Genomic DNA, 18,302 nt, shown 5'->3' with positions numbered 1-18,302 from the left:
TTCCAGCCGATGAACAACGGCCGTGATGGCTCACGCCGATGGCGTGCTCTGCGCAGCGAAATAAAGGAGGAGCCCGAAGGGCGGGGGACATTCGCGGAGCAGAGTACGCCGTCGGCGTGAGCCCGCCCCCGCCCCTCCAAGCGCAGTTTCATCGCGAATGACTTCATGCTCTGCGGCGTATCAGCTGCACGCCCGGCAGCGGATGGTTCTGGACACCGTGCAAGGCCTCCCGCAAGTTGCGCTGGGCGATCCGGCTGTGCTCGCGCATCAGCGCCTCGGCACGCGAACCTTCGCGGTTCTCGATCGCGTCGAGCACCTGGCCGTGCTGGTCCTGCGCGATCAGCAGCATGTCGCGGGCGGCGGGCGAATTGGCCTGCACCACCACAAAGCCCGAAGGCGAGGCGAACGGCAGGTTGATGACGCGCTCCATCTGCTTGGCGATCAGCGCGCTGCCCGACATCTCCGAGAGCAGCCGGTGGAACTCCTCGTTGAAGGCGACGTAGCGCGAGAAGGCGGCATCGTCGAGCGCCGGCTGGCGCAGCAGCTCGTCGATGCGCCGCAGGCAGGCCCTGGCCTCGCGCAGCACCACCGGCGGCGCGCCGCGCTCGGCCGCCAGCCGCGCCGACAGGCCTTCGAGCGTGCCGCGCAGCTCGATGGCGTCGGCCACGTCGCGCTCCGAGAAGGTCCGCACGGCATAGCCGCCGTTGGGCAGGCTTTCGAGCAGCCCTTCCTGTTCGAGCCGCATCAGCGCGCTGCGCACCGGGGTGCGCGAGACGCCCAGCAGCTCCGACACCGCCACCTCGGCGATGCGGGCGCCGCCGGCCAGCTCGCCGGCCAGGATCATCTCGCGCAGGCGCAGCTGGGCCTTGACCGCGTGGGAACCGCCGGCCTCGACGGGCTCGGGGGTCGCGATAGCGCTCATGCAGAAATCCCCGCCGGCTGGATCGGGATCGTCGGCGCGCGCGGCTTCTCGCGCGCCACCATCTGATCGATCAGGCGCCGCGCCCACATCGCGCCGGCGTCGATGTTGAGGTTGTAGAAGGTGTAGTCCGGCCGATCGTCGATCGCCCGCTGCTGGGCCTCGAGCACCAGCTCGTCCTCGCGGAAGATGCCGGCCACGCCCTCGCGCAACTGGTGCGTGAGGCGCTGCTCGCCGATGCAGTAGTTGCGCGCGAAGGCCCAGAAGTAGAGGCAGCTCTTGTCGGTCTCGGGCGTGATGGTGTTGAGCACGTAGCCGTTGACGCCCTTGCTGCGGTCGCCGGGCCGCCCGTCGCGCGGCACCGCTCCGCTGCCCGCCTCGGCCACGCCGACGTCGATGTTGACCGTGCACGGGCCCTCGAAGCGAATGATCTGCCAGCGGTCGACCGGGCCCCGGTAGCCGCGTGCGTGGTGGATCTGGCCGGCCCAGAACGGCGGCGCCTCGATGCCCTCCATCCAGCGCGTCACCGTCGCCGAGCGGTCGCCGTGGGTGGCGACGAAGGGCGCCTCGGCGACCGCGCGGTTGCCGATCGACGAGCCGTGGACGAAGGTCTCGTGGGTCAGGTCCATGAGGTTGTCGACCACCAGACGGTAGTCGCACGCCACCCGGATCATCTTGCCGTCGCCGGCCCATTCGGGGTCGTCGTTCCAGTGCATGTCGGGCACCAGCGCCGGATCGGCCTTGGCCGGGTCGCCGGGCCAGACCCAGACGAAGCGGTGCTTCTCGACCACCGGATAGGCCCGCACGCAGGCCGAGGGATTGAGCGTCTCCTGGCTCGGCATGAAGGTGCAGCGCCCCTGGCTGTTGTAGACCAGGCCGTGGTAGCCGCAGACCACCTCGTCGCCCTCGAGCCGCCCGAGCGACAGCGGCATCAACCGATGCCAACAGGCGTCTTCGAGCACCGCGACCTGCCCGTCGGTGCGGCGGTAGAGCACCAGCTTCTGGTTGCAGATCGTGCGCGGCAGCAGCGCATGCGCGACCTCGACGTCATAGGCGGCGGCGTACCAGGCGTCGAGCGGAAAGGGGCGGGTTTCGGCTTTCATGGGATACGCAATGTATACAGTGATGCGCTAAAGTCCATCGTTTTCAGCCAAATCCAGGGTAAATACCGATCTTTCGGTATCCATTGCAGGGATTCCCTGTGCGGATACGATCGACCGTTCTTTTCCAGTTACGACGGAGCCATCCCATGTCCCAGCACGCTTCCCTGCCTGCCCGCTACGACCACGTCGGCAGCTTCCTTCGCCCGAAATACCTGCTCGAAGCCCGCGAGCAGAAAGCCAAGGGCGAGATCACGCCCGAGCAACTGCGCAAGGTCGAAGACAAGGCGATCACCGAGATCGTCAAGTTCCAGGAAGACATCGGCCTGAAGAGCATCACCGACGGCGAATTCCGCCGCACCTACTTCCACATCGACTTCCTCGAGCAGCTCGGCGGCGTCAAGACCGACATCCCGGTCACCATCCGCAAGCCGGACGGCACCGAGGAACTCGCGCCCCCGGTGATGCGCGTGATCGACAAGGTGCGCCACGCCAAGAATATCCAGCTGGCCGACTTCGAGTACCTCAAGAGCCAGGTGTCGGCGGGCAACACGCCCAAGGTGACCATCCCCTCGCCCACCATGCTGCACTTCCGCGGCGGGCGCGCCGGCATCAGCCGGGAGGCGTACCCCGAACTCGACCCGGTGTTCTACGACGACGTCGCCAAGGCCTATGGCGACGAGCTGCGCTCGCTCGCGGCCGCCGGCTGCACCTACGTGCAGATGGACGACACCAACCTCGCCTACCTCTGCGACGAGAAGATGCGCGAAGCGGCGCGCCAGCGCGGCGACGACCCGAACGAGCTGCCGCACCGCTACGCCGCCTTCATCAACAAGGTGGTGGCGCAGAAGCCCGAGGGCATGATCCTGGCGATGCACCTGTGCCGCGGCAACTTCAAGAGCACGCACGCGGCGGCCGGCAACTACGAGCCGGTGGCCGAGGCGCTGCTGAAGGAGATGGACCTCGACGCCTACTTCCTCGAATACGACGACGCCCGCTCGGGCGACTTCCGGCCGCTGCGCTTCCTGCCCAAGGGCAAGACCGTGGTGCTGGGCCTGGTGACCACCAAGTTCGGCGAGATGGAAGACAAGGACGAACTCAAGGCCCGCATCGAGGCCGCCGCCAAGTACGTGTCGCTCGACCAGCTCGCGCTGTCGCCGCAGTGCGGCTTCTCCAGCACGGTGCACGGCAACAACATCGCGGTCGAGGCGCAGCGCGCCAAGCTGCGGCTGGTGGTCGAGACCGCCCAGGAAGTCTGGGGCGCGTAGCCCGCCGCAACGCCGCCCGGTTGGACTCCGGGCCGGTGTGAAGTAGGCTCGGGGGCCATGAAGCTCTATTCCGGCCCCCTCAGCATGTTCGGCGCCAAGGTGCAGATCGCGGCGCTCGAAAAGGGCCTCGCCTTCGAGTGCATCATGGTGCCCTTCGACCGCGACGACCGCTACGAGCCCAGGCACCCGGAGGTGCTGCGGGTCAATCCGAAACGGCAGGTGCCGGTGCTGATCGACGGCGAGGTCGAACTGTTCGACTCGACCCAGATCTTCGAGTACCTCGAAGACCGCTTCCCCGAGCCCGCCCTGTGGCCCGGCGACGTGGCGGCCCGAGCCCACGCGCGCCGGCTCGAGCTCGAATCCGACGAGGTGTTCTTCCCGCACGTGATCAAGCTGTTCGGGCTGCAGGACGACATGCAGAGCCCGGCCGCGGTCGCGGCCTGCGCCGGCTGCGCCGCCTTCTACGCCAGGCTCGAGCCGCTTCTCGCCGCGCGCGAGTACCTTGCGGGCGGCTACTCCTTCGTCGACATCGCCTTCTACATGGCGCAGGTGTTCGCCGAGCGCAAGGGCGCGCCGATGACGCAGGCCACGCCGCGCCTGCTGGCCTGGCGCGAACGCGTCGGCGCGCGGCCGCCGGTGCGCGAGGTGGTCGGCGCGATGATGCGGTTCCTGGCTTCCGAGGGCCGTCCGGTGCCACCGCACCTGCAGGCGCTGGCCCGCCCGTGAACCAGATCGACGACCTGCTCGACTGGCTGCCCTCGCCGTCGCAGCATCTGCTGGTCGTCACCTTCGCCCTGCTGGTCTACGTGCTGACGACCCGGGCGCGACGCGAGCAGCGCGCGCCCACCACCGCCATCGCCTGGGTCATGGGCCTGGCGCTGCTGCCCTATGTGATCCTGCCGATGTACCTGGTGTTCGGCCAGCGCAAGCTCCGGCCGGTGGGCCTTCCCCGGCCGCCGCGCTCGGCGCCGGCGGGACACTGGGCCGCCGAGCTGGTCGAGAGCTTCGGCCTCGCGGCGCCGAGCCGCTGCGACACGCGGCTGCATTCCGACGGCGCGGGCGCGCGCGACGCGCTGTTCGAGGTGATCGAAAGCGCCCGCCATTCGCTCGACGTCTCGACCTTCATCATCGGCGACGACGCGCTCGGCCACGAGGTGATCAACCGCCTGTCGCGCCGGGCCCGCGGCGGGGTCAAGGTGCGGGTGCTGCTCGACGGCTTCGGCGCCCTGTCGCTGCCGCGCACGCATTTCGATTCGCTGCGCGATGCCGGCGCCGAGGTCGCGGTGTTCCGGCCGATCTTCAGCCTGCGGCGCAGCGGCCCGCGCAACCTCCGCAACCATCGCAAGCTCACGATCGCCGACGACCACTGGCTCTGGTCCGGCGGCCGCAACCTGGCGGGCGAATACTTCACCGGCAACGACGCCCATCCAGTGGCCTGGCGCGACCTGTCCTTCGACCTGCGCGGCGACGCGGCGGCCGCGGCGGCGCGCCAGTTCGACCACGACTGGACATCGGTGCGCGGACGCCAGTCGCGCCCCATCGCGGCCGATGCGGGCCCGCAGGACCACGGCGGCCCGGCGCAGTTCCTGCCCAGCGGCCCCGACCAGACCGAGGACACGGCGCAGGCACTGCTGATCGACGCCTGTTTCCGCGCCGAGCACCGGCTGCTCGCGGTGACGCCCTACTTCGTCCCCGGCGACGGGCTGCGCGATGCGCTGCGGCTCGCCGCCCGGCGCGGCGTACAGGTCACGATCGCGATCCCGGCCCGGTCGAACCACCGCCTCGCCGACTTCGTGCGCGCCCGCACCATGCGCGACCTGGCCCGCGCCGGCGTGATGTTCAAGATGCTCCCCTTCATGGCGCATGCCAAGGCGGTGGTCATGGACGAGGACCTGGCGCTGTGCGGTTCGATCAACCTCGACCTGCGCAGCCTGCTGCTCAACCACGAGGCGGCGGTGGTGTTCTACGGCCGTGCCGAGGTCGACTGGCTGGCGCAATGGATCGAGACCACGGCCTCAGCCGGCGAGACCTACCGGGCGCGCAGGCCGGGCCTCGTCCGCGACGTGGCCGAAGGGCTGCTGCTCACGATCGCTTTCCAGCTTTAGCCTTCTTGTCTTTCTTGCCAGGCCCGGTCTTGTTGGTGTAGCTGGCATTGCCCAGCCCGGTGCCGATGGTCAGCACCGCCCAGTGCTTCACGTCCTGCATGAACGGCAATTCGCTCAGACCCTGCACCACGGCGTCGTTGTGCATCAGCGCCACGGTCGGCTCGCCGGCGATTTGCGGCAGCCGCTTGACGAGTTCGCTCGGCAGGTGGAAGTTGTCGCTCTCCCAATCGCCCGGCAGGTTCTGTGCGCCGCGCGAGATCGAGCCGTCCTTCCGGATCAATCCCGGACAGGCGATGCCGATGAAAGGCGCCAGCCGGATCCCCTGCTTCTTGCTGTAGCGGATCTGCGACTCGACCATCTCCGCCAGCCGGTCGATCAGCACCTTGCGGCTCGGACCGTCGTCCGCATGCCGCCATTTCTCGCGCCGCACCACCTTGGCCTTCGACAGGTCCGGCGCCCGCTTCTTGCGCAGCTTGACGATGCCGCAGCGCACGTTGGTGCCGCCGATGTCGAGCGCGACGATGGCATCGTGCCCCTTCCGCATCGGCGGCGGCAAAAGGTGAACCCAGCCCAGCAGGCCGCCGTCGTCGGGCTCGTGGCAGATCCGCGCCAGTTCGACCGAAACCTTCATGTGCTGCAGGATCGCCGCCGCCTGCAGCACCGCACGCTCGCCGACGTCGCTGCCCGGAAAGCCGCCGCCGATCACGATCCGCTGCACGCCTTTCCACGAAGGCTGGCGCATGAAGCGATCGATCACCCAGGCCAGTTCTTCCGCGAATTCCTCGATCGCGCCGTGCAGCATGTCGGCGGCCTCGGAGGTCTTCGTCTCTCCCAGAGCCTCGTCGAGTTCACGCTTGCTGAGATCCTTCGAATGCATGCCGCCCAGCGGATCATTGCCCTTGCGGCGGCGGCGCTGGCGCCAGCGCTCCAGCAGCTGCCTGAACGCGGTCTGGCTGGCCTGGTCGCCGATGAAGCCATCCTTGCCGCGCAGCTGCAGGCTGTAGCCGTCGACCATGACCGAAGGGAGTTCGCGGGCGCCGTGCGGGTGGTCGTGCGGGTGGTGTTTCTTCATTGCGGCAGGTGCATTTCAATCAGCGGTGGTGTCGAGGATCAGGCGGGTGGTTTCTTCGGGCTGGTCCCAGTGCGGATAGTGGCCGCAGCGCTCGAACCAGTGCAGCCGGGCGTCGGGGAACTGCGCCTGCGCGCGCGCCGCCTGTCGCGGGAGGCACACCTTGTCGAGCCGGCCCCAGCCGATCACGACGGGCTTGGCGAGCGTGCCGAGGGCCGCGCCTTCCAGCGGCGGCGATCCGCGAACGAAATCGTCCAGCATGAGCTGGAAGGATTTCGCCGCGGCGTAGCCGTGCATCTCCTCCAGCACCAGCGCCGGCGACAGCCGGTGGCGCTGCGCCGAGAACCGCGCCAGCAGCAGGGTGCGCGCCCACGCATGGCCGACCAGGGCGGGCATGGCGGATTCGAAGCCGCGCGCCAGCCGCATCGACAGGCAGACCGAGATTTGATAGGCCAGGTGCTCACGGCCGGCCCAGAAGCCGCCCGGTCCCAGCGACACGACGGTGCCGAGCACCTGGCCGCGGCGCGCCAGCTCGAGCACCAGGCGCGCACCCATCGAGCTGCCGACCGCGTCGGCACCGCACAGATCGTGTTCGTCCAGGAAGCGGGCCACCGCACTCGCCAGCTTGCGCAACGTGACCTCGCCTTCGAGCGGCGGGCTCTTGCCGAAGCCGGGCAGGTCGATCGCCACCACCGCGCGCTCGGCGGCCAGGGGGTCGAGGATGGTCTGCCAGGTCCGCCAGTTGCTGCCCAGCCCGTGCACGAGCAACAAAGGCTTTCCCTGGCCGCGACGGACATAGTTGATGAGCACCACTCACTATTCTGGCCGGATGCGCGTGCTCGAATCAGAGGCGCGCACCATCGGCTGTAGGAGAAGGACCCCAACCGTCGACACCAGGGCGGCGCGCGGGTGCCGGCGCCGATACACTGGCCGCGATGCAACTGCTGCGCCGCACCGGGCTCGCCGCCCTGGCTTTCATCTTCCTACTCGGCACCGCCCTGGCCGCGGCCCAGGAGCAACCGCTGCGCGCAGGCTCCAAACGCTTCACCGAGTCCTACATCCTGGCCGAGGTGCTGGCGCAGACCGCGGCGCCGCATACCGCCGTCGCCCCGGTGGTGCGGCAAGGGCTGGGCAACACGGCGATCGTCTACGAGGCGCTGAGATCCGGCGGCATCGATGTCTACGCCGAATACACCGGCACCATCGCGCTCGAGATCCTCAAGGGCCAGGCCTCGATGTCGCGCGAGGCCATGAACGCCGCGCTGCGCCCGCTCGGGCTCGGCGCGGCGGTGCCGCTCGGTTTCAACGACGGCTATGCGCTCGCGATGCGGGCCGCCGACGCCGAGCGGCTCGGCATCCGCACCCTGAGCGACCTGGCCGGCCGGCGCGAACTGCGCTTCGGCCTTTCGAACGAATTCATCGGCCGCGCGGACGGCTGGCAGGGCCTGGCGGCCCGCTATGGCTTCACTCAGGCGCCGACCGGACTCGACCACGGCCTCGCCTATGAAGCGATCGCCGCCAAGCAGATCGACGTCATCGACATCTACACCACCGACGCCAAGATCGACCACCTCGGCCTGCGCGTGCTCGAGGACGACCGGCACTACTTTCCCCGCTACGACGCCGTGCTGCTGTACCGCCTCGACCTGCCGGCGCGGCTGCCGGCGGCCTGGGCGGCGCTGCAACAGCTGGAGGGCCGGATCGACGAGCACGCCATGATCGCGATGAACGCGCGCGCCGAGCTGCAGGGCGTGGCCTTCGACGTCATCGCACGCGATTTCCTGGCCGCGGCGCAACCGGGTGCGGGGGCTGCGCCGAGAAGCGGCGAAGGCGCCCGCGGCTTCATGGCCAAGCTGTTCGGGCCCGACCTCGGCCGGCTCGCGCGCCAGCACCTGATGCTGGTCGCGATCTCGGTCGGTGTCGCGATCCTGATCGCGGTGCCGGTCGGGGTCGCGGTGTTCGGCCACCTGCGATTGCGCGCGCTGGTCCTGGGCCTGACCGGGCTGCTGCAGACCATTCCCTCGCTGGCGCTGCTGGCCGTGCTGATCTCTCTGCTCGGCGCGATCGGCACCTTGCCGGCGCTGATCGCGCTGACGCTCTATTCGCTGCTGCCGATCATGCGCAACACCGTGACCGGCCTGGCCGAGGTGCCCACCGGCCTGCGCGACGCCGGCACCGCGCTCGGCATGACCGGCGGCCAGAACCTGCGCGCGGTGCTGCTGCCGCTGGCCATGCCGACCTTGCTGGCCGGCGTGCGCACCGCGACCACCATCGCGATCGGCACCGCCACCATCGCCGCCTTCATCGGTGCCGGCGGCTTCGGCGAACGCATCGTGACCGGTCTCGCGCTGAACGACCGCGAACTGCTGGTCGCGGGCGCGGTGCCCGCCGCTGCGCTGGCGCTTCTGAGCGAGGCCTTGTTCGAGGCGCTCGAACATTTCATGCGGCGCCGCCGCGCGGCGCGGGCGCCCTGAACATGTGATGTCCGTGAAAGTCCCGACGTCGCGAGTCCGGTATTTGCCGCATAGTCGAGGGTTGCTTCGCGGGCGAGCCCGCACACCTTCCCACTCAGGAGACTTCCCCATGAAATTGAGCCAACTGGCCGCAGGCCTGATCCTCGGCTTTGGCATCGCGAGCGCGGCCCTTGCGCAGACGACGATGAAGATCAGCATCTCGACCTCGCAGAACTCGCACCAGGGCGTCGCCATCGACACCTTCGCAAAGGAAGTCGCCGCGCGCACCAACGGCCGCTACAAGGTCGAGACCTTCTACAACGGCTCGCTCGGCGGCGAACGCGAATCGATCGAGGCGGTGCAGCTGGGCACCCAGGAACTCGCCTTCTCGTCGACCGGCCCGGTGCCCAACTTCGTGCCCGAGACCAAGATCCTCGACGTCCCCTTCCTGTTCCGCGACAAGGCGCATGCGCGCGCCGTGCTCGACGGCCCGATCGGCCAGGAGATGCTGGGCAAGTTCGACGCCAAGGGCTTCAAGGCGCTGGGCTGGGGCGAGAACGGCTTCCGCCACATGACCAACAGCAAGCGCGACGTCAAGGCGCCCGAAGACCTGAAGGGCCTGAAGATGCGCACCATGGAGAACCCGGTGCACATCGCGGCCTACAAGGGCTTCGGCATCATCACCACGCCGATGGCCTTCCCCGAGGTCTTCACCGCGCTCCAGCAAGGCACGGTCGATGGCCAGGAAAACCCGCTGCCGGTCATCATCTCGGCCAAGTTCGACCAGGTGCAGAAGCACCTCACCTTGACCGGCCACGTCTACTCGCCCTGCATCTTCGTGATGAACAAGGCCGCCTTCGACAAGCTGAGCGCCGCCGACAAGCAGGCCTTCCTGGACGCCGCCAAGGAAGCCATCAAGGCCAACCGGGCCCGTGTCGACGAGGACGACGCCAAGGGCGTGGCCGACCTGCGCGCCAAGGGCATGACCGTGATCGACAACGTCGACAAGGCCAAGTTCGTCGCCGCGCTGGCGCCGGTCAACGCCGACTTCGAGAAGCAGTTCGGCAAGGCCAACCTCGACAAGATCCGCGACGTCAAGTAATGCCATCCGCGGCCGCGACATGCTCGCGGCAGCGCGCGCCCGCTCAGTCTCACTGGCGGGCGCTTTTTCGTTCGATTCCCTGATGCCCCTATGAAATCCGCCTTCCTCGCACTCGACCGCTGGACCACCGGCCTGGCGATGGCGATCGCCTGCTTCATGCTGGTGGTCGCCTCCTCGCTCGGCGTGTTCCAGATCGTCACCCGCTTCGTGCTCGAACAACCGGCCGAATGGTCCGAGATCCTGATCCGCATCAGTCTGATCTGGATGGTCTTCATGGGCATCCCGACCGCCTTCCGCCAGGGGGCGATGGTCAGCGTCGACGTGCTCTACCGCTGGAGCCCGCCGAAGGTCCGTCGGGTGCTCGACTGGGTGGTGTGCCTGGCCGCGCTGACCCTGATCGCGGTGATCATCTGGTGGGGCTGGGACTACGCGCAGCGCGGCAGCGTGCAGTCGATGGCCGGCCTCGAATCGATCTCGATGTTCTGGGCCTACGTGGCGCTCCCCGTGGGCGGCCTGTTCTGCGTGATCGGCATCGTCGCCAACCTGATCGACCCGCAGCGCAACGAACTGGAAACCGCCCAATGACGCCGGTGATGGTCATCACGATGGTGGTGTGCTTCGCACTCACCATCTCCGTCGCCGTCTCGATCGGGCTGGCTTCGATCCTCGGCATCCAGGCCTCCAACGCGAACATGCTGATCTCCGTCAAGGAGATGTTCAACGCGATCAACAAGTTTCCCCTCGCCGCCATCCCCTTCTTCATCCTGGCCGGCAACCTGATGGAAACCGGCGGCATCTCGCGCCGGCTGGTCGACTTCGCCAAGAGCCTCGTGGGTGGGGTGCAGGGCGGCCTGCCGATGACCTGCGTGCTGACCTGCATGATCTTCGCCGCGGTGTCGGGCTCCTCGGTGGCGACCACCTTCGCCATCGGCGCGATCCTGATCCCGGCGCTCATCAAGCACGGCTACCCGGTCGGCTACGCGGCCGCGCTGCAGGCCACCAGCGCCGAGCTCGGCGTGATCATCCCGCCCTCGATCCCGATGATCCTGTACGGCGTCAGCGCCGAGGTCTCGATCGGCGAGCTGTTCATCGCCGGTTTCGGCCCGGGCATCCTGATCAGCCTGGCGCTGATGGCCTTCGTCTATGTCTATTGCAAGTTCAAGGGGCTGGGCAAGAACGATGGCGAAGGCCGGCTCAGCGTCGGCACCGCCACCTGGCGTGCGGGCTGGGCCTTGCTGATGCCGGTGATCATCCTCGGCGGCATCTACGGCGGCATCTTCACGCCCACCGAGGCGTCGGCGGTGGCGGTGCTCTACGCGCTGATCGTCGGCACGCTGATCTATCGCGAGATCCGGCCGGCCGAGCTCTATGCGGTGCTGCGCAAGTCGGTGGTGTCCTCGTCGGTGATCATGTTCATCATCGCCAACGCCGGCCTGTTCGCCTTCCTGATCACGCGTGCCGGCGTGCCCGACGCGATCGGCCGCTGGCTGCAGGAGGTGCTGCAGTCGCCAGCGATGTTCCTGCTCGGCGTCAATGCGGCGCTGTTCGTGATCGGCATGTTCATCGAGACCAGCGCGGCGATCATCGTGCTGGCGCCGATCCTGGCGCCGGTGGCGCAGCACTTCGGCATCGATCCGGTGCACTTCGGGCTGGTGATGGTGGTCAACCTGGCACTGGGCATGATCACCCCGCCCTTCGGCGTCAACCTGTTCGCGGCCTGCACGGTGGCGCGCATCTCGCTGGACCGGATCGTTCCCTACCTGATCCCCTTCGTGCTGGTGATCCTGGCCTGCCTGATGGTGGTCACGTACGTGCCCGGCATCTCGCTCGGATTGCGCGACCTGGTCTACGCCAAGTAGCGCCGGCGCGGGCGGTTTCACGAAGCCGTCACGCGCAGGGCCCATGCTGCGGCGCTTGCCCACCGCAACGCCGCAGCATCCCATGTTCCTCACCAAGACCGACAAGGCGCGCCACGAACTCCTGCCCGGCCGCCGCACGCTGGGGCAGCGCGAGCGCGCCCTGCTGCTGATGGCCGACGGCCAGCGCTCGCTGACCGATTTCGGCGCCCTGTTCGGCGGCCGCGAGGAAGCCGGCCGGGTGGCGCGCCACCTGCTGCAGGAGGGCTTCCTGCAGGGGCGCCAGGTCGAAGCGGTCGAAGTGATCGAAGCGGCGCCGGTCGCGGCCGACATCTTCGACGGCAAGCCCTCGCTGGCCACCACCCGCATGTTCCTGTTCGACCTCTGCGAGCGCATGTTCGTGCGCCGCGACCCGGTGCTGGCCGAGCGCTTCCGCGAAGCGCTGCGCGAGGCGCGCGACCGCGATTCGATGCTGGTCACCGCCCGCGCGATGCTCGGCGAGATCGAGCAGGCGGCGGGCGCCCCGCGCGCGGAGGCGATCCGCGAGCGCATCGAGAAACTGCTTCCGGCATCGCCGGTGCACTGAAGTCGCCGGCCGGCTCCCGATTCCCTTACACTTCCCCGGTCAGGAGAGCGTCCCGCCGCGGTGGGGCCGCCGAAGGCGCAGGTCCCCCCAAACAAGGGCCCGAACGCTCAGGCAAAAGGACTGACAAGGCGCCCGGGTCCGGGCGTTTCCTTGCTGGAGAGAGGTGGTTCGGCACGCCAGGCGTGCCGTGCCGCCCACCGAAGGAGCAAACCCCGATCGTGGGGCGAATCTCTCAGGTAAAGCGGACAGCAGGGGTGGCCCATGGCTTCTCGTCATGGAACAAGCACTGCCCCTTTGGAGAACCGCCCTTGGCCGCCGCATCCGACGTACTGCTGAAGACCCCGCTCCACGGCCTGCACCTGGAGCTCGGCGCCCGCATGGTGCCCTTCGCGGGCTACACCATGCCGGTGCAATACCCCGCCGGTCTGATGGCCGAGCACAAGCACACCCGCGCAGCCGCCGGCCTGTTCGACATCTCCCACATGGGCCAGTTGCGCCTGGTGGGGCCCGATGCGGCCGCCGCCTTCGAGAGCCTGATGCCGGTCGACGTGATCGGCCTGGCGCCGGGCAAGCAGCGCTACGGCCTGCTGCTGAACGACCAGGGCGGCATCCTCGACGACCTGATGTTCTTCAACGAAGGCAACGACTCGCTGTTCGTGATCGTCAACGGCGCCTGCAAGGCCGCCGACATCGCCCACATCCAGGCCCGGATCGGCCAGCGCTGCCAGGTGCAGCCGATGCCCGACCACGCGCTGCTCGCGCTCCAGGGTCCGCAGGCCGCGGCCGTGCTGGCGCGCCTGTCGCCGGGCATCGAGCGCTTCGTCTTCATGACCGGCGGCCCGGTCCGGATCGGCGGCATCGAGGCCTTCGCCACGCGCAGCGGCTACACCGGCGAAGATGGCTTCGAGATCTCGGTCACGGCCCAGGACGCCGAAGCGCTGGCCCGGCTGCTGCTGGCCCAGCCCGAGGTCCAGCCGATCGGCCTGGGAGCCCGCAATTCGCTGCGGCTCGAGGCCGGCCTCTGCCTCTACGGCAACGACATCGACGAAAACACGACACCGGTCGAAGCGGCGCTGAGCTGGGCGATCCAGAAGGTCCGGCGCAGCGGCGGTGCACGCGAAGGCGGTTTTCCGGGCGCGGCCAGGGTGCTGGCCCAGCTGACTGCCGCCAGCGGCACCGCCGGCCACCTCGACCACGAGACGCTGAAGCGCCAGCGCGTCGGCCTGGTCGCGCTGGAGCGCGTGCCGGTGCGCGAGGGCACGGTGCTGGAATCCTTCGAGGGCCTGCCCATCGGCCAGGTCACCAGCGGCCTGCTGGGCCCCAGCGTCGACCGGCCGGTCGCCATGGGCTACGTCGCGCTGGCCTATGCCGAACCGGGCACCCGGCTGCAGGCCATGGTGCGGGGCAAGCCGGTGCCGATGGAAGTCAGCACGCTGCCCTTCGTGCCGGCCCGGTACTACCGCGGCTGACGCCCCTCTTCTCCAAATTCTCCGATTTCTCCAAGCCAGCCTTTTTTCCAAGGAGTTTTCCCCATGACCATCAAATACACCAAGGACCACGAGTGGGTGCGGCAGGAAGCCGACGCGGCACTGGTCACCGTCGGCATCACGGTGCATGCACAGGACGCGCTCGGCGACGTGGTCTTCGTCGACCTGCCCGAAGTCGGCAAGAAATTTGCCCAGGGCGAGGTCGCGGGTGTCGTCGAATCGGTCAAGGCCGCGGCCGACGTCTTCATGCCGGTCTCCGGCGAAATCATCGAAGTCAACGAAGACCTGCGCGCCGATCCCTCGCTGGCCAACAGTGCGCCGATGGACGGAGGCTGGTTCTTCAAGGTGCGGGTGAGCGAGCCGGCCCAGCTCGAGCCGCTGCTCGATGAAACCGCCTACGAGAAGTTCTCCGCCGACAACTGATTCCCACGCCCACCACCCGAGCCCTCCATGCCGACGCCCGTGCCTTCCCATCCCTCGCTGCGCGAACTGCAGAACGCCGAAGAATTCATCGCCCGCCACATCGGCATCGAGGCCGAAGACGAGCCGGCGATGCTCGCGGCCATCGGTTCGACCACGCGCGCCGAACTGATCGACGGCATCGTGCCCCCGGCGATCCGCCGCAGCCGGCCGATGCGGCTGCCGGCGCCGATCACCGAGGCCGACGCGCTGGCCGAACTCAAGGCGATCGCGGCGAAGAACAAGGTGGCGAAGAGCTTCATCGGCCAGGGCTACTACGGCACCCACACGCCGGGCGTGATCCTGCGCAACGTACTCGAGAACCCCGCCTGGTACACCGCCTACACGCCCTACCAGGCCGAGATCTCGCAGGGCCGCATGGAGGCGCTGGTCAATTTCCAGACCATGGTCTGCGACCTGACGGGCATGGCGATCGCCAACGCCTCGATGCTCGACGAGGCCACCGCCGCGGCCGAGGCGATGACGCTGGCGCGGCGCAGCGTCAAGAGCAAGAGCAACGTGTTCCTGGTCTCGGGCGACTGCCATCCTCAGACCATCGAGGTGCTGCGCACCCGGGCAGCGCCGCTCGGCATCGTGGTCAAGGTCAGCACCGCCACCGAGCCGCTGCCGCTGCTGATGGCCAGCGGCGGCTTCTTCGGCGCCCTGGCGCAATACCCTTCCACCACCGGCCACGTGCACGACCTGCGTCCGCTGGCAGGCCACGCCCACCAGTGCCAGGCGGCCTTCTGCGTCGCCGCCGACCTGCTGGCCCTGACCCTGCTGGCGCCGCCCGGCGAGTGGGACGCCGACATCGTCTGCGGCACCACCCAGCGCTTCGGCATGCCGATGTGCAACGGCGGCCCGCATGCGGCCTACCTGGCCTGCCGCGACGAGTTCAAGCGCTCGCTGCCCGGCCGGCTGGTCGGCGTCAGCGTCGACGCCCACGGCCAGCCGGCCTATCGGCTCGCGCTGCAGACGCGCGAGCAGCACATCCGGCGCGAGAAGGCGACCTCGAACATCTGCACCGCGCAGGTGCTGCCGGCGGTGGTCGCCAGCATGTACGCGGTCTACCACGGACCCGAAGGGCTGCGCCGCATCGCGCAGCGGGTGAGCCTGCTGACGGCGGTGCTCGCACAGGGCCTGGAGCAGATGGGCCGCGAACTGGTCAACGACACCGCCTTCGATTCGCTCACCATCCGCACCGGCGAGGACACCCAGGCCATCCACGAACGCGCCGAAGCGGCGGGCGTCAACCTGCGCTGTCGCCTGCAGCAGCATCTGGGCCTGTCGCTCGACGAGACCACCACGCGCGCCGACGTCGAGATGCTGTGGGGCCTGTTCGCGACCGAAGGCACGCGCGGACCCGACTTCGATGCCATCGCCGCCACGGTGAGCATCCGCATTCCCGAGGGCCTGCGCCGCACGAGCGGCTTCCTGGCGCATCCGGTGTTCAACACCCACAAGAGCGAGACCGCGATGCTGCGCTACATCCGCAGCCTGAGCGACAAGGACCTGGCGCTCGACCGCAGCATGATCCCGCTCGGCAGCTGCACCATGAAGCTCAACGCGACCAGCGAGATGATCCCGATCACCTGGCCCGAGTTCGCGAACATCCATCCGTTCGCGCCGGCCGACCAGCTGCTGGGCTATGCGCAGCTCGATGCCCAGCTGCGCGCCTGGCTTTGCGAGGCGACCGGCTATGCGGGCATCAGCCTGCAGCCCAACGCCGGATCGCAGGGCGAGTACGCGGGCCTGCTCGCGATCAAGGCCTTCCACGAGGCCCGGGGCGAAGCGCACCGCAACGTCTGCCTGATCCCGTCTTCCGCCCACGGCACCAATCCGGCCAGCGCCCACATGGTGGGCATGAAGGTGGTGGTGACCGGCTGCGACGCCGAAGGCAATGTCGACATCGACGACCTGGCGCGCGCCTGCGAGCAGCATCGCGACACGCTGGCCGCCGTGATGATCACCTACCCCAGCACCCACGGCGTCTTCGAGACCCGCGTCAAGGAGCTCTGCGAGATCGTGCACGCGCACGGCGGCCGGGTCTATGTCGACGGCGCCAACATGAATGCGCTGGTCGGCGTGGCGGCGCCGGGCGAGTTCGGCGGCGACGTGAGCCACCTGAACCTGCACAAGACCTTCTGCATCCCGCACGGCGGCGGCGGGCCGGGTGTCGGCCCGGTCTGCGTGGTCGAGGACCTGGTGCCCTACCTGCCCGGCCATGCGACCGGCGGACTGGCGTCCAACGGCGCGGTCGGCGCGGTGTCGGCGGCGCCGCTGGGCAATGCCGCGGTGCTGCCGATCAGCTGGATGTATTGCCGCATGATGGGCGCCAAGGGCCTGCAGGCCGCGACCGAGACCGCGATCCTGAGCGCCAACTACATCAGCGCCCGGCTCAAGGACCACTTCCCGACCCTCTACGCGAGCCCCAATGGCCACGTGGCGCACGAGTGCATCCTCGACCTGCGTCCGCTCAAGGACGCCAGCGGCGTCAGCGCCGAGGATGTCGCCAAGCGGCTGATCGACTACGGCTTCCATGCGCCGACCTTGAGCTTCCCGGTGCCCGGCACGCTGATGGTCGAGCCGACCGAAAGCGAACCGCTGGCCGAGCTCGACCGCTTCATCGACGCCATGATCGCGATCCGGGGCGAGATCCGCCGCATCGAGGAAGGCATCTGGCCGAAGGAGGACAACCCGCTGCGCAACGCGCCGCACACCGCGGCCAGCCTGCTCGGCAGCGAATGGACGCGCCCCTACTCGCGGGAGCTCGGCGCCTTCCCGCTGGCCAGCCTCCGGCAGACCAAGTACTGGCCGCCGATCGGGCGGGTCGACAACGTCTACGGCGATCGCAACCTGTTCTGCAGCTGCGTGCCGGTGGACGCCTACGCCAACGGCTGAGGCGAGATACATATTTTTTCAATCGACGGCCTGCGGGCTGTCGATTTCGCCTCCGCTGCTTCGACGTCCTGGAGAGCCCGGCAGCCCGCCGGCCTCGCAACCGAAGGAGCAAGGACATGCGATTCATGGTGATCGTCAAGGCCAGCAAGGAATCCGAAGCCGGCGTGATGCCGAGCCAGCAGCTGCTGACCGACATGGGCAACTACAACGAGGCGCTGGTCAAGGCCGGCGTGCTGCTCGCCGGCGAAGGCCTGCACCCGAGCTCGAAGGGCGCGCGCATGCGCTTCACCGGCAAGGAGCGCACCGTCATCGACGGCCCCTTCAGCGAGACCAAGGAGCTGATCGCCGGCTTCTGGCTCTGGCAGGTGCGATCGAAAGAGGAAGCACTCGAATGGCTGCGCCGCGCTCCCTTCGACGATGGCGTCGAACTCGAGCTGCGCCAGGTGTTCGAGATGGACGATTTCGGCGCCGCGCTCACGCCCGAGCTGCGCGAGCAGGAAAAGCGGGTGTTCGACGCGGCCCGCTCGAAGCGGCCTTGAACGCACCGATGGAGGCACGACCATGAAGTTCATGATCATCCGCAAGGCCGACGCCGAGACCGAGGCCGGCGCCATGCCGACCGCACAACTGGTCAGCGACATGATGGCCTACAACAAGGCGATGATCGATGCCGGCGTGATGCTCGACGGCATGGGCCTCAAGCCCAGTGCCAGCGGCGGCGCCCGCATCCAGTTCGCAGGCGGCAAGCCGACGGTGGTCGACGGGCCCTTCGCCGAGACCAAGGAACTGGTTGCCGGCTTCACCCTGATCCAGGTCGGATCGCGCGAGGAAGCGCTCGAATGGGTCAAGCGCTGGCCGCCGATCGACGGCCACGGCAAGGTCGCGCTGGAGCTGCGCCAGGTCTACGAGGCGGAAGACTTCGGTGCCGAGTTCGCGCCCGAGATCCGCGAGCAGGAAGCGCATCTGCGCGAACGCGCCGCGGCCCGCGATTGAGACG

The 18,302-nt window shown here is 68.7% G+C and carries 17 protein-coding genes and 2 riboswitches; of the genes, 13 read left to right on the top strand and 4 right to left on the bottom strand.

Translation table 11 applies throughout. The features are described 5' to 3' along the window. Positions 1 to 163: 163 nt before the first annotated feature. Together QTI17_RS09285 and QTI17_RS09280 are read right to left on the bottom strand one after the other, a co-directional pair. Positions 164 to 922 carry a GntR family transcriptional regulator gene (locus QTI17_RS09285; RefSeq protein ID WP_286532569.1) on the bottom strand — a complete coding sequence of 253 codons (759 nt, stop codon included), beginning with the start codon at positions 920 to 922 and terminating at the stop codon, positions 164 to 166. Beyond that, complete coding sequence (locus tag QTI17_RS09280; RefSeq protein ID WP_286532567.1) at positions 919 to 2,022, bottom strand: aromatic ring-hydroxylating dioxygenase subunit alpha; 1,104 nt, start codon at positions 2,020 to 2,022, stop codon at positions 919 to 921. Before QTI17_RS09280 ends, QTI17_RS09285 begins: the two co-directional genes overlap by 4 nt. A 146-nt stretch (positions 2,023 to 2,168) precedes the next feature. On the opposite strand from QTI17_RS09280, the gene QTI17_RS09275 reads away from it, so the two are divergent. Genes QTI17_RS09275 through QTI17_RS09265 form a run of 3 tightly spaced genes read left to right on the top strand, consistent with a single transcriptional unit; the run spans position 2,169 to position 5,392 of the window. Further along, complete coding sequence (locus tag QTI17_RS09275; protein WP_286532564.1) at positions 2,169 to 3,287, top strand: 5-methyltetrahydropteroyltriglutamate--homocysteine S-methyltransferase; 1,119 nt, start codon at positions 2,169 to 2,171, stop codon at positions 3,285 to 3,287. Between the two features lie 57 nt (positions 3,288 to 3,344). After that, the gene (locus QTI17_RS09270) at positions 3,345 to 4,013 is read left to right on the top strand and encodes a glutathione S-transferase family protein (RefSeq protein WP_286532562.1); all 669 of its coding nucleotides are present in this window, start codon (positions 3,345 to 3,347) and stop codon (positions 4,011 to 4,013) included. Next, the gene (locus QTI17_RS09265) at positions 4,010 to 5,392 is read left to right on the top strand and encodes a phospholipase D-like domain-containing protein (RefSeq protein WP_286532560.1); all 1,383 of its coding nucleotides are present in this window, start codon (positions 4,010 to 4,012) and stop codon (positions 5,390 to 5,392) included. The genes QTI17_RS09270 and QTI17_RS09265 overlap by 4 nt, the downstream gene beginning before the upstream one ends. Here QTI17_RS09265 and QTI17_RS09260 read toward each other — a convergent pair. Next, positions 5,370 to 6,464, bottom strand: coding sequence for an ROK family protein (locus QTI17_RS09260; RefSeq protein WP_286532558.1), 1,095 nt, complete (start codon positions 6,462 to 6,464; stop codon positions 5,370 to 5,372). The genes QTI17_RS09265 and QTI17_RS09260 overlap by 23 nt on opposite strands. Before the next feature lie 15 nt (positions 6,465 to 6,479). After that, the gene (locus QTI17_RS09255; protein ID WP_286532556.1) at positions 6,480 to 7,274 is read right to left on the bottom strand and encodes an alpha/beta fold hydrolase; all 795 of its coding nucleotides are present in this window, start codon (positions 7,272 to 7,274) and stop codon (positions 6,480 to 6,482) included. A gap of 122 nt (positions 7,275 to 7,396) precedes the next feature. Here QTI17_RS09255 and QTI17_RS09250 point away from each other — a divergent pair, with 122 nt between their 5' ends. The 10 genes from QTI17_RS09250 (at position 7,397) to QTI17_RS09205 (ending at position 18,298) form a co-directional block, all read left to right on the top strand. Beyond that, positions 7,397 to 8,935 (top strand): ABC transporter permease/substrate-binding protein, encoded by a 1,539-nt coding sequence (locus QTI17_RS09250; RefSeq protein WP_286532554.1) that lies wholly within the window; start codon positions 7,397 to 7,399, stop codon positions 8,933 to 8,935. Between the two features lie 109 nt (positions 8,936 to 9,044). Next, positions 9,045 to 10,016: a TRAP transporter substrate-binding protein gene (locus QTI17_RS09245; protein WP_286532552.1), complete on the top strand. Its 972-nt coding sequence runs from the start codon at positions 9,045 to 9,047 to the stop codon at positions 10,014 to 10,016. A gap of 90 nt (positions 10,017 to 10,106) precedes the next feature. Next, positions 10,107 to 10,601, top strand: coding sequence for a TRAP transporter small permease (locus tag QTI17_RS09240; RefSeq protein ID WP_286532550.1), 495 nt, complete (start codon positions 10,107 to 10,109; stop codon positions 10,599 to 10,601). Continuing rightward, the gene (locus tag QTI17_RS09235; RefSeq protein WP_286532548.1) at positions 10,598 to 11,875 is read left to right on the top strand and encodes a TRAP transporter large permease; all 1,278 of its coding nucleotides are present in this window, start codon (positions 10,598 to 10,600) and stop codon (positions 11,873 to 11,875) included. The genes QTI17_RS09240 and QTI17_RS09235 overlap by 4 nt, the downstream gene beginning before the upstream one ends. A gap of 82 nt (positions 11,876 to 11,957) precedes the next feature. Beyond that, positions 11,958 to 12,458, top strand: coding sequence for a hypothetical protein (locus QTI17_RS09230; protein ID WP_286532546.1), 501 nt, complete (start codon positions 11,958 to 11,960; stop codon positions 12,456 to 12,458). Positions 12,459 to 12,488: 30 nt separating this feature from the next. Further along, positions 12,489 to 12,591, top strand: a riboswitch (glycine riboswitch). Positions 12,592 to 12,601: 10 nt separating this feature from the next. Then, a riboswitch (glycine riboswitch) is annotated at positions 12,602 to 12,717 on the top strand. 49 nt (positions 12,718 to 12,766) lie between these two features. Further along, positions 12,767 to 13,927 carry a glycine cleavage system aminomethyltransferase GcvT gene (gene gcvT, locus QTI17_RS09225; RefSeq protein ID WP_286532544.1) on the top strand — a complete coding sequence of 387 codons (1,161 nt, stop codon included), beginning with the start codon at positions 12,767 to 12,769 and terminating at the stop codon, positions 13,925 to 13,927. A gap of 63 nt (positions 13,928 to 13,990) precedes the next feature. After that, the gene (gene gcvH, locus QTI17_RS09220) at positions 13,991 to 14,368 is read left to right on the top strand and encodes a glycine cleavage system protein GcvH (RefSeq protein WP_286524594.1); all 378 of its coding nucleotides are present in this window, start codon (positions 13,991 to 13,993) and stop codon (positions 14,366 to 14,368) included. A gap of 27 nt (positions 14,369 to 14,395) precedes the next feature. Continuing rightward, positions 14,396 to 17,305, top strand: a complete 2,910-nt coding sequence (gene gcvP / locus QTI17_RS09215) for an aminomethyl-transferring glycine dehydrogenase (RefSeq protein ID WP_286532542.1) — start codon at positions 14,396 to 14,398, stop codon at positions 17,303 to 17,305. Positions 17,306 to 17,421: 116 nt separating this feature from the next. Next, positions 17,422 to 17,844, top strand: a complete 423-nt coding sequence (locus QTI17_RS09210) for a YciI family protein (RefSeq protein WP_286532539.1) — start codon at positions 17,422 to 17,424, stop codon at positions 17,842 to 17,844. Positions 17,845 to 17,866: 22 nt separating this feature from the next. After that, positions 17,867 to 18,298 carry a YciI family protein gene (locus tag QTI17_RS09205; protein WP_286524597.1) on the top strand — a complete coding sequence of 144 codons (432 nt, stop codon included), beginning with the start codon at positions 17,867 to 17,869 and terminating at the stop codon, positions 18,296 to 18,298. Positions 18,299 to 18,302 lie beyond the last annotated feature (4 nt).

The organism is Variovorax sp. J31P179 (genome assembly GCF_030316985.1).
GTDB lineage: Bacteria > Pseudomonadota > Gammaproteobacteria > Burkholderiales > Burkholderiaceae_C > Variovorax > Variovorax ginsengisoli_B.
This window is presented reverse-complemented; position numbering and strand designations above follow the sequence as displayed.